Annotated in this window: 10 protein-coding genes; 3 read left to right on the forward strand and 7 right to left on the reverse strand. The window is 66.1% G+C overall.

What is annotated here, in order from left to right; genetic code table 11:
* The first annotated feature begins 304 nt into the window (after positions 1–304).
* From ACZ60G_RS13105 to ACZ60G_RS13115, 3 genes are all read left to right on the forward strand, one after another.
* The gene (locus tag ACZ60G_RS13105) at positions 305–2,281 is read left to right on the forward strand and encodes an NACHT domain-containing protein (protein WP_465810053.1); all 1,977 of its coding nucleotides are present in this window, start codon (positions 305–307) and stop codon (positions 2,279–2,281) included.
* Positions 2,282–2,555: 274 nt separating this feature from the next.
* Complete coding sequence (locus ACZ60G_RS13110) at positions 2,556–3,326, forward strand: hypothetical protein (protein ID WP_465810055.1); 771 nt, start codon at positions 2,556–2,558, stop codon at positions 3,324–3,326.
* 714 nt (positions 3,327–4,040) lie between these two features.
* Positions 4,041–7,064 (forward strand): tetratricopeptide repeat protein, encoded by a 3,024-nt coding sequence (locus tag ACZ60G_RS13115; protein WP_465810552.1) that lies wholly within the window; start codon positions 4,041–4,043, stop codon positions 7,062–7,064.
* Between the two features lie 399 nt (positions 7,065–7,463).
* Here ACZ60G_RS13115 and ACZ60G_RS13120 read toward each other — a convergent pair whose 3' ends face one another.
* The 7 genes from ACZ60G_RS13120 to ACZ60G_RS13150 all read right to left on the reverse strand — a co-directional run bounded on the left by ACZ60G_RS13120 (position 7,464) and on the right by ACZ60G_RS13150 (position 16,324).
* The gene (locus ACZ60G_RS13120; protein ID WP_465810057.1) at positions 7,464–7,799 is read right to left on the reverse strand and encodes a hypothetical protein; all 336 of its coding nucleotides are present in this window, start codon (positions 7,797–7,799) and stop codon (positions 7,464–7,466) included.
* Between the two features lie 252 nt (positions 7,800–8,051).
* Complete coding sequence (locus tag ACZ60G_RS13125) at positions 8,052–8,573, reverse strand: DinB family protein (protein ID WP_465810059.1); 522 nt, start codon at positions 8,571–8,573, stop codon at positions 8,052–8,054.
* A gap of 538 nt (positions 8,574–9,111) precedes the next feature.
* Complete coding sequence (locus tag ACZ60G_RS13130) at positions 9,112–11,913, reverse strand: DUF5682 family protein (protein WP_465810061.1); 2,802 nt, start codon at positions 11,911–11,913, stop codon at positions 9,112–9,114.
* Positions 11,910–13,028, reverse strand: coding sequence for an ATP-binding protein (locus ACZ60G_RS13135; RefSeq protein WP_465810063.1), 1,119 nt, complete (start codon positions 13,026–13,028; stop codon positions 11,910–11,912). Before ACZ60G_RS13135 ends, ACZ60G_RS13130 begins: the two co-directional genes overlap by 4 nt.
* A gap of 13 nt (positions 13,029–13,041) precedes the next feature.
* Positions 13,042–14,397, reverse strand: a complete 1,356-nt coding sequence (locus ACZ60G_RS13140) for a vWA domain-containing protein (protein WP_465810065.1) — start codon at positions 14,395–14,397, stop codon at positions 13,042–13,044.
* 41 nt (positions 14,398–14,438) lie between these two features.
* Positions 14,439–15,815, reverse strand: a complete 1,377-nt coding sequence (locus ACZ60G_RS13145; protein WP_465810067.1) for a hypothetical protein — start codon at positions 15,813–15,815, stop codon at positions 14,439–14,441.
* A complete protein-coding gene (locus ACZ60G_RS13150; protein ID WP_465810069.1) occupies positions 15,815–16,324 on the reverse strand; it encodes a hypothetical protein in 510 nt (169 codons plus the stop codon). The genes ACZ60G_RS13145 and ACZ60G_RS13150 overlap by 1 nt, the downstream gene beginning before the upstream one ends.
* Between the last annotated feature and the right edge of the window lie 60 nt (positions 16,325–16,384).

Here is a 16,384-nt window from a genome sequence, read left to right on the forward strand (position 1 = left end):
TGACTGCCTATCGGCCTCAACGTTCGAGGATCGATCTGTTGTGCGCGGGGTCGACGAGGTACCGGATCGTCCACGGCCGACAGGTGGTGCCCACAGGTCTGCGGGAACGGCAGCGGCCAGGACTGGGACCGATGCGGGTCCGCCCATGCATATCGGAATGGTGGGCGCGGCAACGTGAGCGACCCTCGTGAGCATGCGCATGAACCTTCTACCTACTGTCTTATTCCTGAGACTGAGCTGAAATCCATTGGTGTAAAGTCGCTTTCGTTCGCACGGGGAGCGAAGTTCGGCGATAATGCGGTGCATGTCTGGTGGGGAGCTTGCGGCAGCGGCGAAAGTCGCTCCGGCCGCGGTATCGAGTGGGTTGAAGCTGTGGCGGTGGCTGCATCCGGATACCACCAGGACAGCGCTGACGGCGCATGCCGATGATCTAGCGGACCTGGTACGGCGAACCGAGTCGAGGCGACTCGAGCAGTTGGGGGTGGTCCCGGGTGCCGGCATCGAGGTTTCCTTCGATGCGCTGATCCGGGTTCGTGGCGCGGGCGGGCAAGAGTTCGGCGCATTGTCCGAGGTCGGTGAGTATTACCGAGGACTGAGCACCGGGCGGTTCGTCGTGCTCGGCGGCGCAGGCGCGGGTAAGACGGTGACCGCGATGCATTTGCTGCTGGACATTCTCCAACACCGTGATAGCCATGAAGGCAGACCGCCATCAGTTCCGGTGCGGGTAAACGCGTCGAGTTGGGAAACGACGACCAAGAGCTTCACCGACTGCCTGGCGGGGGTGCTCGCAATGGACTATCACTTGGCGCCGAAAGTCGCTCGCGCCCTTGTCGAGTCGGGACGGATCCTGCCGGTTCTGGATGGGCTCGATGAGTTGGATCCGATTGATGAACCACCTGCGCGGGCCAGGGCTGGGCTCGACCAACTGAATGAGTCACCGTGGCGATCACGGCCGGTGATCGTGATGAGCCGTACCGAAACATATGAGCGAGCCCGCGAACTACGTCTCGGAGGTGATGCGGGACTTCATGCCGCTACCGCGGTCACGCTGCGGCCCCTGACAACACCGGAGATCGTCGAGTATTTGAAGCATTGCCGGGAGATCGAAGGCATCGATGGAAACCAATGGTCACCAGTGGCCGATCGCCTGCGGGCCGAGCCCATTGGCGTGCTTGCCGATGCTCTGCGGACCCCATGGATGTTGACGCTGTCGACGGCTTACCTGCGCGAACATCGCCAGGCGGGTGCCGACCAGTTGGCCGGGGCGGGCAACCTCGAGGCGGTCCAGGAGGTGCTGTTCTCGGCGCTGATCCCAGCCGCGGTGGCCGGATTGTCACGTGAAGGCCAGAAACGGCAATACAGCCCGCCGGAGATCCACCGATGGTTGCACAACCTTGCGCGGCACTGCGATCCGCGAGAGCCCCACGACCGCCACGGCAACGACATCGCGTTGGATGAGGTCTGGCGGCTCGCGAGTAATCGGTGCCGCTTAGCGCATGCCCTGCTGGCTGGGCTTGTTTTGGGAACAATATTCACCATATCGGGCGCGGTAGCGCGGGATCTCCCGGTCGGCACGGTTCTCGCGGGTCCGTTGTTGTTTGCAGAAGGGTTTCTCGTCGGAGTTGCCAGTGGACTGCGTACCGGTACTCCGGCCCGGCGGACGGTGTCGCACCTCTTCGGTCCGACCGAGCTCCGCAGCTGGCTCGCGCCACTAGGGATCGGCCTGGTGGCCGGCATCGCATTCGGGGTGTCGATCGGGCTCGTTGTCGGGTACACGATGGGATCGGACAGCGGGTTTGTAGCCGGGTTCACCATCGTGCTCGGAATGTGGCTCGTCATCGGCATCATGGTTCGGCTTGCATTTTGGCCTCCGCGTGAGCGGCTCGCGCTCGACGAACGGCGGGTTATCCGTGACGACGCCCGAGTCGGGATCGTTCTCGCATCGGTGATCGGGGTGTTCCTCACGCTCACGACCGCACTCATGTACATGGTGGTGGTGCACACACCCGCCGCAGGTCTGATACGACTGCTCCCGTACACACTGACGACCGTTCTCCTTGTCGGACTTTTCATTTCACCCGCGAGCGTGCGATACCTGTGCGCGAAGCTGGTATTCGCGGTCGACTCGACCTTTTCGTGGCGACCAGGACCGTTCCTGGCGTGGGCACGCGATGCCGGATTACTCCGAGTGACCGGAGAGGCGTACCAGTTCCGGCACCAGACCTACCAGCAATGGCTGACATCGCGGCCCACACCACCGTCCACAACGAACACGCCGTAAGGGCAACACCCGGCGACGCCGTAGCGGGCCGTGAGCCCGTCACCGATCGGGCGCAGCAGCCCTGCCGATCGGGTCCGCGGTGGGGCCGGTTTCGCCCGTGCCGGGCACCAGCACGGCCTCCCGCACGAACACGCCCATTAGTTCACAAGAAGGCGTCGCTCGATGACGCTGGACATCCGCGCGGCTCTGCGCCTCGATCGTCGACCGACTGACCTTCGGCGGACACAACATCGAAACCGGATGGTCACCGGCGCAGCCTCCTTAGACTGGCGACGTGTTTCGGCTGATCTTGTTGGTGCCGTTGGCTTGCTGGCTGCTCGCGGCGCGAGCGCCCCGCACCCGGTGGCGCGTGGGTGCGGTGTTGGCGGTGCTGACCGTGGCCGAGCTGGGTGTGGCGTTCGGGGGCTGGCGAGTGCGCCACTATCAGCACAGTCTCGAGGTGCTGATGATCGCCGCCGGTGTCGTGGTGCTGCTGGCGGGACTGATCTGGGACTGGGCCGATACCGACGGTGGCGGGGTACGGCAGTGGATCGCCCGGGTGCTCGGCGGGCTGTACGGCGTACTGACCCTGTTCGTGCTGCTGTTCTTCGTGCTGGGCGACCTCGGCGTCTTCGCGAGCGCCCCAGCCTACGGAGGCAAGGCCGTCGCGACCCCCGACGCCGAACTGCTGCTGCCCCTGCCCGCCGGCCTGACGGTCGTCGACGACACGACCAGCTGCGGGGACTCCGACGCGGGCGGCTTCTGCGATCGCACCTTCGCCATCGCCGCGGTCGACGGCACGCCCGATGATCAGGTGGCCGGCCGCTTGCTCGCTCATCTGGGTGATTCCGGCGGCTGGACGTTCGGTTCTGCGGGGGAGGAAAGGCTCGCCGACTGGAGCGGTACGCGGTGGCGCGCCTGCCGCACCTCGGGCTGGTGGCTGGATCGCCAGAACGAGGACGTCTCGGTCTTCGCCTTCACCCCCGGCATACCGCACAACCGATTCGCCCCGGCACAGGCGGCCGTCACCGTTGAATTCGGGTTCTCCCACCAGGTCTGCGAATAGCGCGGGCGGACCAGCCCTGCCGGCGGCGATCGGATGGATCCGCGGCAGCCGATGCCTTCGGGAGCAAAAGACCCGGACGGGGCGCCGGCGAGCCCACTGATACCCCTTCTGACCAGCCGAATCGTGGCGAGCCAGTACTCGTTTAACTGGCACAGGGACGGTATTTGGGCCGTGCGCTCGGTTGATCGGGCTTGCCCTGTTGTTCGGCATCGCGGGCGGCGAGGTAGCCGGTCCAGTCGCGGCGCGCGTTCTTGCTCCAGCGGATCGCGGTGGTCAGGTGGATGTCGAGCAGATCGGCGAGGATGGGAGCCGGGCGGTCGGAGGCGAGGTCGGCGAGCGCGCCGTTGCGTGCGGAGCGGATCGCGACCCCGATGAACGGCTAGCCTGCCCGCACGCTGTCACGTTGTGTGCGGGGCGCTATGTAACCGGTGGAGTGTAGGTATTGGCACCCTGCACTATTCACTCGATGTCGGATCGTGGCCTCGTACAGGATTCGAGTCAGGGCATCGATTGATCGGATGGACACTCGCCCGTTGGGTTGGATCTGGGGCACTGCTGGGTGGGTGTCGGGTTCTTCATCGGTGGTGTCAGTGTGCGGGGTATGTTCGCGGGGTGGGAGGCAGGCTGGCACTTGTGGTGGGCTCGGAGTGTGCGGCGTTGCGTCGGTTGGGGTTTGCGGATCGGTTGGCGAGTGACTTTTCTGACCGTTTGAGTGTGTTGGGGGGTTGGGAATCAGCAACGAGTTCGGGTGGTGCGCTGCTGAGTCCGACTGCTGCGGAGCTGGTTTCGGCGGTCAAGGCCGCGTTCACGGCGGCCTCGGAGCAGCAGGCTGCGTTGCTGATCAGTTTCATCGGTCATGGTGCGGTGACCGGCGACGGGAACTTCTTTCTGCTGGCACACGATTCACCTGCCGTGCCCGAGTCCGATTCGGCATTGCACTTGGTGCAGGTGCTCAGCGAGCAGATGGACCGTCATCCGGTGGATGGGCTGATCGTGATGGTCGACGCCTGCGAAACCCAGGAGGGCCTGAGCGGTGCTTCGCGGCGGCTGACCGACCGAACCGCGTTGGCGGCCAAGCGGATCGAGTTGCTGGTAGCGACGGGCCGCGAGAACGCCTATGACGGCTGTTTCACCCGCACCGCACTGTCAGTGTTCGAACACGGACTACCCGCGCGTGGCGAGAATTTGCTGCCGGTGGATCTGTTGGATCCGTTGGCGTTGGGATGTCCGCGTCAGGTGCCTGGGCACTGGGGTGTGGCCCATGGTGGAGATCCGGGTTTGTGGCTGGTTCCGAACGTCGCCCGCAGCGACGACGCTGTGCGGGGACGTTCGACGGCTGGGTTGGTGGATCAGCTCACCAATGGTGTGGTCCTGACCGATTCGTTGCGGCAGAGGGTCTTTGAGGTCGTCGGTGACACCGGTAGTCGCCTGCGCGGGTTGATCGGCCCCGCAGGTTGCGGCAAATCGACACTCGTCTCGCTGCTGATTCGTCCGGGATTGCTCGGGAAGGCATGGTTCAGCGCCGACTATGTGGCCGCCGCCGCGTTCGTCTCGACTGCTACCTCCCTGGAATCACTCGCGGTCGAGCTATCGGAGCAGCTGTGTCGCCGCGTCGACGGATTCATCGACGCGGTCGCGGCCGCTGCGACACGTAGTGAGGATCATTCGGAGGTCGATGTTTTCGAGTCGATGGTCCTGGAACCATTGGCACGGATCCGAACTCGGTGGCAGCCGATCAATATCGTTGTCGACGGTCTCGATCAGGCCGAATCCGGTACCCGTGACCTGATCCTGGCCGGGCTGGCGAAACTGGTCGAGACCGACGAACTCGAGCATGTGAAGCTGATTGTGGGTATCCGGGAGGGCACAGGTCTCGAGGATCATTCGTTGTTTTCCGGGATGCATCGTGTTCGGATCCCGCCCCCGACTCTGCAGGAGATCGCCGAGGTCGTGGACTCGGCTCACGAGGCCGCGAGTCGAGGACTCCCCGACACTACCGTTTATGACTGGCAGCGGTGGATCACCCGGTTGCAGGTGCAGTCCGATGTGGGTGGGTGGCTGCTGGCCCGGTTGCTGACCGAACTCGACAGCGGCGACGCACTCGAAATCCGTGGCGGCATCAGCGTGGCCAGGCTGGTCGGCAAACGTATCCACCACGCCCTGCACACCACCGACCCCGCAACATCGCGGCCGATCCCAGCCCTGCTGGCCGTGCTCGCCGTAGCTGCATCCGGTCCTGTGTTGCCGGTCGAACTCCTGCACGCCGCGCTGTCCGCACTCGGTCATTCGGTGACCGCTGGTGGCCTGCGTGACAGTGTGGTCGCGCTGGGGATGTTGATCAGCCGAGGAAATCCCGGGACCTCGCGGGAACTGCTCGGGCTTGCCCACGAGGAATTCCTCACCCCGATCGGAACCGAAGCCGACCGACTGGGCACGGTCTCGATCGACGCGCACCGAGCGATCACCACAGCGCTGGAGACCGTCACCGGTGACCGCAGCACCGCCTACGCCCGCGGATCCGGTGTACGCCACTACCTCGCGTGCGGCGAATCCGCCGCCGCCCTAAAACTACTCGCCGACTTCGACACCCCTCGCCCGGCTGATAACCGCGACACCTGGGCGTCCTGGCTGCCTCTGATCGACCAAACACTCGGACCCGACCACCCCGACACCCTCAACGCTCGCAGCACCCTCGCCCACTGGCGCAGTGCGAGCGGCGATATCGGCGGAGCGATCACCGAACTCGAGCGGTTACTAGCCGACAATCTGCGGGTCCTCGGTCCAGACCACCGCGACACCCTCACCACCCGCAGCATCCTCGCCCGCGCGCGCGGTGACAGTGGTGATACCGCCGAAGCGATCACCGAACTCGAGCGGTTACTAGCCGACAATCTGCGGGTCCTCGGTCCAGACCACCGCGACACCCTCACCACCCGCGGCATCCTCGCCCGCGCGCGCGGTGACAGTGGTGATACCGCCGAAGCGATCACCGAATACGAGCGGTTGCTGACCGACGATCTGCGGGTCCTCGGTCCAGACCACCCCGACACCCTGATTACCCGCAACAACCTCGCCAACCGGCGCGGTGAGAGTGGCGATATCGGCGGAGCGATCACCGAACTCGAGCGGTTGCTGACCGACGATCTGCGGGTCCTCGGGCCCGACCACCCCAACACCCTCAACACCCGCAGCAACCTCGCCCGTTTACGCGGCCAGAGCGGTGATACCGCCGGAGTGCTCACCGAATACGAGCGGTTGCTGACCGACCGGTTGCGCGTCCTCGGTCCCGACCACCCCGACACCCTCACCACCCGTAACAACCTCGCCTACTGGCGCGGTGAGACCGGTGAGATCGCCGCAGCGATCACCGAATACGAGCGATTACTCACCGACCAGTTGCGGGTCCTCGGCCCCGACCACCCCGTCACCCTCACCACCCGCAACAACCTCGCCAACAAGCGCGGTGAGACCGGTGAGATCGCCGCAGCGATCACCGAATTCGAGCGGTTGCTGACCGACCGGTTGCGGGTCCTCGGTCCCGACCACCCCGGCACCCTCATTACCCGCAACAACCTCGCCTACTGGCGCGGTGAGAGCGGTGATATCGGCGGAGCGATCACTGAATTCGAGCGGTTGCTGACCGACCGGTTGCGGGTCCTCGGTCCCGACCACCCCGACACCGTCATTACCCGCAACAACCTCGACTACTGGCTAGATCAGAGGCGGGAAGGTTCCTGATCGACTCCGCGCCCTGGAAACATCAGCACCCAACATTTGTCCTAACTCCCACAAGAATCCTTGTGATAACGATTGTCTAGGTCCTGGTTGCTGCGCCCAGTCGGTGCGATCGGCCGGTTCGCCCGCGACGCGGTGCGCAGGAACCTGGAACCCTTCCAGCGATCCCAGCGAGCACATCACCCCGGCTACTATCTGGGGCTCCGAACCAACCGACTCCGTCGACCGTGCCGCACCGTCTCCTATCCTTCGCAAGTCGCCAATGCCGCGCGCGAACGCGCCACACGAGGCCATATCCAAGGCAGGATCGTGCTCACGGTCGCTTGGCGAACACGGCGCCGTCGCCGCACAACTCACTGCGGGAGGGCGGTTTTCGGGTCTTTCCGGCGTCGATGTCGCGGGTTACCCGGTTGGCTCGAAGCGCGCGGACAGGGCCTGCACTCCGGCTGGAGCGTTCCAGATGAGATCGACACCCTCGATCTCGGATCCCGCACCACACGCGGAATCGCCGAACAGGTAGGCCCGGTCGCTGGTGCCGTTCTCGAAACGCACTGTGGCATCCTGCAATTGGATACAAGCGCCGCTGTCCGGCCGTTCGATCGACAAGATCTTTCCCGCCACAGTGACGTAGGAGGCCCGGCCGATGGCCGCCTGTGCGGTACCGGGCAGCAGTGCGAGCAGTGCGAGCACTGTGATGCCCGCACCGGCGGCCTTGCCGAATTCACTTGGCAATCCCATGATTTCCTCTCTCGGCCGCCGCCCGGCCGACTACACAGATCTATTCCGCTTAGCATTTGTCAAATATGTTGGGAGACAAAGGCTGTCAACAGTATGACTGATGCGCGGATCGCTTGAAGTGGGCGAGGAACACCTGCCCGGGCCATAACTGGCCGGGCCAGCTGCGGGTGAACCCGGTGATACGCTCACTCGTCGGCAAAAGTAGTGCTTGTTGGGATGCCATGTGTCCGAGGCCAGGCATAGAACGCTCGGCTAGCGCTGTTCCGGCGCAACGATACTCGGCGCGGCGGGATGTTCGATCTGCTCGCGGAGGATGTCGCCGTGGCCGGCGTGACGTGCGAAGTCCTCGATCGCGAGCAGATAGATGAATCGGAGGCTGACGTCGCCGGCGCGGGGGTGTGTCCTGATGTCGTCGAGGTCGAATTCGGCGGCGATCACGCGGGAACGGTCGCTGGCGCGCTCGAATTCGGCGATCACGTCGGCCAGGGTCTCGTTGTCGTCGACGACGAAACTGGCGTCGCCCGGCGTCGTGCCGCCGTCGCATTCGCTCTTGGGCAGGCCCGCCAGGACGTGCTGGAACCAGATCCGTTCGGCGACTGCGGCGTGCTTGAGTAGTCCGATCGGGGTGGTCATCGACGCGACGAGGCGGCGGCGGGCGTCTTCGTCGGACAGTCCGCGCACCGTGCTGACCAATTCGGCTCGGTTGCGGTCGAGCATGCTCTCGAGCAAACGGCGTTCAGCGCCGGTGGTGATTCGCGGTATCGACCATGCCATTGTCTGCTCGATTCTGTTGGTTCGGATTGGATTCGACTGTCGTACTTGTAGTTTCGTCTTCTTGCCGCCTCCTTCAGCGTGGGCCGATGACCTTCTGCCGGGGAGATGGCAGGCGGGTGACGGTCGGAGTTGAGGATGTGGCGGTGCGGAGTCGCTGGATTCGGGCTGGGCGGCGATTCTGGCAAGGGGCCGGGTCCGGAACGGTTGTCGGCCTCGAGTCGCAAGATCTGCGCGTCGCGGGAGTCCCAGGATGTCGTCGGCCTGTTGCACCGCGCGCAGGCGTTGCTCGAATTCTATCCCGAGCGAGGTTCTAGCAGATCCTCGACCAGGTTGCTGGTGAGAGCACGAGGGATACTCGCTCCGGTCAGAGCGCAATATACGAGCGGACCGAGCAGGGCGTCCAGAGTGGCGTCGAGGCCGAGTTTGGGCGAGATCATTGACTCGACACCTCACCCTGACAACGGCCGCACTGGCAGAGCAAGACGGCTGACACGTCCCACAATCCGTCCGACCGCCTCGCGATAGCGGGCGACGACTGTCAGCTCCGCGCGGCTGACACTCCGAGCTGCACCGCCAGTGCGGCGGCGGTTGCGGGGAACCGGTCGAGCAAACCGGTCACCTCGCGGTTTCCGGCCGGTCCGGCCTCCTGCCAGCCGCCCTCGACGCCGAGCAGTCCGGCGAGCGCGTCGCAGGCGGCGGGGTGTGCGGCCAGTAGTTCGGTGACCGGCCCGCGCGGTGCCGCCGCCATCGGCGTTGCGGCCGTGGTGAATTCGACCGACCAGGGTGGCACGAAGGCGTCCACGGCGGGCAGTGCGCCGGGGAAGGCGCGGCCCGCCTCGCGGACCAGTCCCGGGATCAAGTCGCCCGCCTGATCCTTCAGGGTGGTGATGAGCTTCGGCAGCCACGGCAGCAGTACCGCGTCCGGCAGCGTGCCGAAGGCCTTCGACAGCAGCTCCACCACAAAGGGTTTCAATGCCGGAGCCGGATCGATGGCCTGCACGAAACCGCTCACATACTGCGGAACCGTCGGCAGTACCAGGGGATTGCGCAGCATCCCGTCGCACCGCTCGCGCAGCTCGGCCATGGTCAGCAGGCCGAGCTGGAACCGCGCCGCCCACAGCAGGGCCACCTTGGCTGGCGCCTCCGGGTGCGATTGCAGCACCGCCAATTCCAGCTGGGTGTGATCGCAGCCCAGCGACAGCGCCAGGTTTTCCATCCCGAAAAGGAAGCCCAGCATGGCCGCCACCTGCGCCGGTCCGGCCTCCTCGGCGGCGAAGGCGGTGGGCAGCAGGGTGCAGTAGTGCGCGTACCCGGCCGTCACGAACCGTTCGCACCACGCCGGCAGGCCGGCTTCGGTGGAGCGGAAGTAGTTGAGCAGCACCCGGATACGCCGAAGCACGACGGGCGCGTCGTCGACCGTTCGCTCGGCGGCGAGGAGTTCGACCGCGCGATTGCCCAGCTCGTCGGCGAGCCGGACCGATCCCAGATACACCAGCGCGTCCTCGACCGCGCCCAGCGCCACCGCCGCCGTCACGTCCGGTGCGGCGACCGCACGCCGCAGGCGCAGCTCCAGCACCTGCTCCACCGACACACCCTCGTAGCCGAGCTCCACCAGCGAGCGCTGGTATTTGCCGAGCCCGATATCCCAGCTCTCCTGGATCGAGGTCTCACCAAGTCCGCGTGAGCCCATGATGGGCCGCAGCGCGTCCTGTGGCAGCAACCTGCGCAGCAGCCACAGCAGATCAGAGCACGGCCGCAGGTCCGGATTCGCCTTCAGGTCCAGCAACGCGCGTTGCAGTGTCCGCTTGGACAGATCCAGTCCCAGTGGTTCCAGCCGGTCGAGCACATCGCGGGCCAGCGGTGGCAGCGCCGCGTATCCGACCTGGCCGATGCGGTCGCCGCCGAGCAGGATTTCGCACAGCCGCCGCACATCGCGGCGCCCCGGCACCCGGTCCTTCTCGAGGCAGGTGACGGCCGCGTCCTGGAAGTCGTACGGCGTCGGACGGGCGCGATTGCGCAAGCCCGCCAGCAGGATCGAGGTCTCGAAGATGGCGATGGCGTCGGCAGTGCTGGCCAGGTAGCCGTTGCGCCTGGCGAGCCGGACGATATCCACCGACCATTCCAGCAGTTCGGCCTCATCGAGTGGGTCCAGCACCGGCGGCCGGGACAGAAAACCCGAAAGCTGGTCCATCACTTCGGCTTCCGGTTCCGCTGGCAGCAGCGACGGCTTCTTGGCGCGCTTCTTCGTTCCCTGCTGGCCCGCCAGCTGGAACGACTGCAATCTGCCGCGCCGCAATCCCTTCGCCCAGGTAGCTGCCGCGATCGACACCGCGCCGCCGGCCAGCCCGAACTGCGCCTCGATGGCGGAATGGCTGGACGGGATCAGCCCGTAGTGCCACTTGGTGGCCGAGCGCGACGAGATCTCGAACGTCGCGTCCGACTCCAGCCCGAACTGTTCGACCGGGCTGGCCGCATGGGCCGCGCCGCACACGTACAACACCTGTGCCGGATCGATGTCGTTGGCGGCCAAGTGTTCCCGCATGCGGGTCCACATGTACCGCTCGCGGTCTTCGTCCTCGACGGTGCTGCCGCGCCGGAGCCGCCGGAACAGGCTGCCGATCATCACCATGACCTGGCGGTAGGTGTCGTAATCGGCGTCCACGAGGGGCTGCTCCACGTACTGGTCCCACCATTCCGACCAGTGCCGGACCTTGCCGTGGTGCAGCAGGTGTTCTTCCAGTTCGGCGAAACGCGGTCGCAGATCACCGATTTCGATGCCGACCGCTTCGCCGTGCAGGCCCTCGTCTTCGGGCGGCTCGTCGGCAGGTGTTTCCGACTCCGCCTTTTTGGGAGCCCACTGGAAGACGTGATCGGTGGACCGATCCACCAGCACCAGTTCGACGCCCGGCGTATCGAGCGCGTAGGCGATGGCCTGGTATTCGGCCGACGATTCGGTGATCGGCGCGACCACCGACAGCGGCGCCCATTCCGCCGGGAAACCCTCGATATCGGTGGCGAAGGCCTGCAAGGCGACCGGCAACCGGCAGTTGCGCAGTTCGTCAAGCAGCGGCCGCATGTCTTCGCACAGTTCCAGGTAGATGACGCTGGGCTGCTTCTCGCGCAGCCGCCGCACCATGGCCAGACCGGAGGCGGGTGAGTGGTGACAGACCGGGAAGATCTCCAGCCGCTCCGACAGCGCCCGGTCGACATCGTCGACCATGCCCGTCAGGATGTCGCCCGCCGCCCCCGGCATCCCGGCGAACGCGACGGCCGCATCCGCCAATTGATCCCGCAGCGCGGCAAAGGTATTCGGCGTGGACCGGGTATCGGAGACGATCACGACAGCCTCGCGATCGCCGCCCGGCCGCCCTCCAGGAATTCACCCCAGGCGGCATTGCCCTTCTTGTCCTTGGTGCGCGGCTCGACCACGCCGTGCAGGTACTTGTTGAGAATGGCCAGGTCCTCGGGCGTGCGCCGGGCCAGGGACCCGACCAGCGAACCGGCGAGGGTCTCGGCGCGTAATTCCTTCGCACCGAAGAACTGGCTGTGCAGGATGGCGTCCTCGAGCACACCGATCTGCTCGGCGGTGGACAGCGCCGACTCCAGCTTGTCGTCGTCGCTGGTGGCGGCGGCCGCGGCGGCGCGCAGATCGGCGAAGCTCTCCAGCAGGATGTCCAGCAGCGTGGGTGGCAGTTCCAGTTCGAGGGAATGGCGGCGCAGCAGTTCCGCGGTGCGGAAACGCACGATCTCCGCCTCGCTCTTCTTGTTGGACACCACCGGAATACGCACGAAGTTGAAGCGCCGCTTGAGCGCCGAGGACAGGTCGTTCACACCCCGGTCGCGGCTGTTGGCGGTGGCGATGATGGAGAAGCCCGGCTGCGCGAACACCACATTGTCGTCGTCGAGCTCGGGGATGGAGACGTACTTCTCCGACAGGATGGAGATGAGCGCGTCCTGCACGTCGCTGGTGGAGCGGGTGAGCTCCTCGAAGCGGCCGATTACGCCCTGCTCCATGGCAGTCATGATCGGGGACGGGATCATCGACTCCCTCGACTGCCCCTTGGCGATGACCATGGAGATGTTCCACGAGTACTTGATGTGGTCCTCGGTGGTGCCGGCGGTGCCCTGCACCACCAGTGTGGAATTGCGGCTGATGGCCGCGGCCAGCAGCTCGGCCAGCCAGCTCTTGCCGGTACCCGGATCGCCGATGAGCAGCAGACCCCGGTCCGAGGCCAGGGTGACAATGCTGCGCTCGACGAAGCCGCGGTCGCCGAACCATTTCTGCTCCACCTCGTGCTCCAGTCCGTCGGCGCGTTCGGAGCCGAGAATGAACAGCCGCACCATCTTCGGGCTCAGCCGCCACGCGAACGGCTTGGGGCCGTCGTCGATGGACTCCAGCCAATCCAGTTCATCGGCGTACTTGACCTCGGCGGGGGCGCGCAAAACGTCGTTCATGATGGCTGGTCTCCTAGTCGAGAAAGTTCTTGAGCTCGTGCACGAGCTTCTGGATGCGTCCGGAAATCACCGGGGTGCCAAGGGTTTTGAACCGCTCGCGGAACCACGGGTTGACGCTCTGGTGGCCGGAGCTGTTCACCGAGCCGACCGGGATGAGCTTCACCCCGGAGCGGTGCACCGCCTCCATGGCCTCGAACAGTGGCTGGGAGCGGTCGAACTCGTAGAAGTCTGAAATCCACACCAGCACAGTATTTTTCGGATCGGTTATCTTGGGCTGGGCCATCGCCATGGCGACCGGGCCGTCGTTGCCGCCGCCGAGATTGGTGCGCAACAGCACCTCGAACGGGTCGTGCACCCACGGGGTGAGATCCAGGGCGCGGGTGTCGTAGGCGATGAGATGTACATCCACCTTGGGCAGGCCCGCGAAGATCGACGCCAGAATGGTGCAATTCACCATGGAGTCGACCATGGAACCGGACTGGTCCACCACCACGATCATGCGGGCGGGGACGGTGCGCTTGGCGGTCTGCCGGTAGTAGAGCCGGTCGACGTAGAGGCGCTCGTCCTGAGGATTCCAGTTGGGCAGGTTCTTCCAGATGGTTCGGTCCACATCCAGATTGCGCAGGATGCGTTTGGGCGGGACCGAGCGGTCGACGGTGCCAACGCTGGTCTGCTGCACCTGGGTGCGCAGAACCTCGGCGACCTCGTCGATGTAGCGGCGGATGAGGCGCTTGGCGTTGGCCAGGGCCACGCCGGACAGATTGTGTTTGTCGCGCAACAGTTGTTCGATGAGCGACATGCTCGGGGTGAGCTGGGCGGCCAGGTGCGGATCGGCCAGCACTTCGCGCAGCCGCATGCGGGACACCAGTTCGCCTTCCAGACCGGTGAGCACGCCTTGCACGGCGCCGGCCTGCTCCTCACCCAGGCAGCGGCGCAGCCAAGTGGCATCGGACTGCCAGCCCGCCAGCTGGGTGGCGCTGACCTGACCGGAGCCGGTGGCGAAGACGTTCAGCAGCAGCTTGGAAACCAGTGCGGCGGTGCGGACATCGCCCGCGCCGACGGGCCGGGGCAAAGCGGCTTCGGCCTCGTTCCCGGCGTCCTCGGCTGCGGAGTCCACGGTCTCGGCGGTGGAGTCGACGGTCTCGGAGAAGTCGAGGCTTTCGAACTCCGCCTTCATCTCCGGATAGCGTTGCACCACATTGTCGATGGAAATGCCCGGATCGAGCACGGCCAGCGGCAACCCCAGATCGTCGACGATGCCCGCGCTCGCCTGTTCCAGCGTCGGTTGCTGATCCGCATTGAAGACGCCGGCCAGTAGACGCCAGTACAGGATCTGGCGTCGCGTCTCATGATTCGGCCCACCTGTCACTCGGCCGTCACCCCCCATGGAATCGCTTCGCGATGCTGTGGTCATTTGCGCAGCAACCGGCCCGCGCGTTCACGCAATACCGCCACGGCATCGCCCGACTTGGCCTGTGCCTTGGCGACTTTCGGATCGGTCGGGCCGAGCGCCCAATCACCGTTGTGGAAGGCGGTGAGTGCGCTCTTGACCTTGCGCCGCACGGCCAGCGGTCGCACCGACCAGCCACTGGCATCCCAGCGCAGCAATCCGATCATCGTGCTGGACCCGGTCACCCCGGCCGGAGTGAGCGGACCGGCGGACGGCAGCGCGTCCAGTTCCACCCGAATCCGCTGCTCACCCAACTCCAGCGCACCGTCGCGGAACCGATACCCCTCGAACAGAACTGGTTCGGCGATGTGCACCGGATCGCGATTCAGCGGCGCGACGGCCGGGGCCTGCGCCTGCGGCAGCTGCACGGCGGCGGTGACGAACGGATCGGCGGTCCCCCCGGCCTTGGCCTGATCGTCATCCCACAGCAGGTCACCGGTCGCCGTCAGCGGCATCTCGATGAGCTCCAGCGCGCGCTGCTCGGCCAGCGCGGTGAGCAATCGCCGATGCGCGCCCAGCAACTGCCAAACCGCGGGTCCCACAATGGTGTCCACCTTGGCCGCGGCCACCGACACCAACACCCGGCGGGCCGGTGTGCCCGCGACCTCCAGCACGCCGTGCACCTGTGCCTGCACCGCGGTCCCGTGTTCGTGTAGGTCCACGCCCAGCGGCAGCAGCCGACCCGAAACCGATTCGGTCACAGCGGATTCCGCGCCGCGCCAGGACAGCAGCAGGGCGCGCGTCCAGAGATCGGCCCAGCGTCGCGCGGGCACCCGGTCCATGGTGGCGATCGGCGCGCAAGCGCCCAGTTCGGCGGTGAAGCCGTCCAGCAGCATCGCCAGCCGTCGCAGCGCGGGTTCGGCCAGCAGTGACTCCACGGTTTGATCCGCGGCCGCCACCAGGTCGTGGTCCACGCCGCGCCATCCGGCGATGGCCAGTTCGCCCAGCCAGGCGCGGGAACCCGTCGCGAGCGGGCTCGCGGTGGCGGTTACCGGTGTGGCCGTCCACTCGGATCGATTGCGGCCCATGGCCGTATCGGCTTGGTCGACCAGTGCGTCGTGCACCGCGCCCAGCAGGGCGGCACGGGCCGCGGCCAGCGCCGACAGCTCGTCCGTGCCGATCGCCCCCGTGCTCACCTTCGATACCGCCGCCGCCACCGCCTCGGCCAGTGGCGAACCCGCCACGGCGGCGGCCAGCGCCGCCAGTGCCGCGCTCTGTGGTTCGGAAACCCGGGCGATGCCGTTGACCAGCGCGGTATCGAAGCCGCCCACCGCGTCCATGGCCGCCGTGACACCGTCGGGCGTAACCGCCAGCGCGGCTAGTTGTACAGCCTGCATCAGCGACCCACCCCCGCCGGGAACCAGTGCAGTTCCGGGATCGGCGTGACGCTACCCGGCAGTTCCAGGTAGGTCAGATGCCGCAGGAACCGGCTGAACACCGCGGCGGCCGGAGCTGGGTCGCGAGTTCCATTGAGGCAGTTCGCGAGTCGGGTGTCCTCGGGGACTTCGACACGCAGAAAGCGCGCCACCCGGTCCTGACCGTACTGGAGCACGGCTTCTTCGATGAGTGCGTCCAGATGTTTGCAGACCCACCCCTGGTTCAACCCGCCGCACGGCCGGTTGTTATTGGTGCTACAGCTCAGCCCATGCGTCGCCGCGGTCACCGACGCCACGTACACGCGTGAAATATCGGAGCCACTCGACACCACCCCCTGCAGGCGCCCGTCGGCCAGCTCCACGAACGGCACCTTGTTCAGTTTGCGCGGTGCGACGGCGGGCAAAACCCGCACGACAGAAGCGCTTTCCCAAGCCGGGTCATCCGGCGTGGCACTCGGATTCGAGGCCATCGTTCTCCCTCCCGGTCGATCACGATGCGCTCAAGATATGTGACGGCACCGACAAGTTTG

Source organism: Nocardia sp. NPDC102475 (assembly GCF_055584605.1).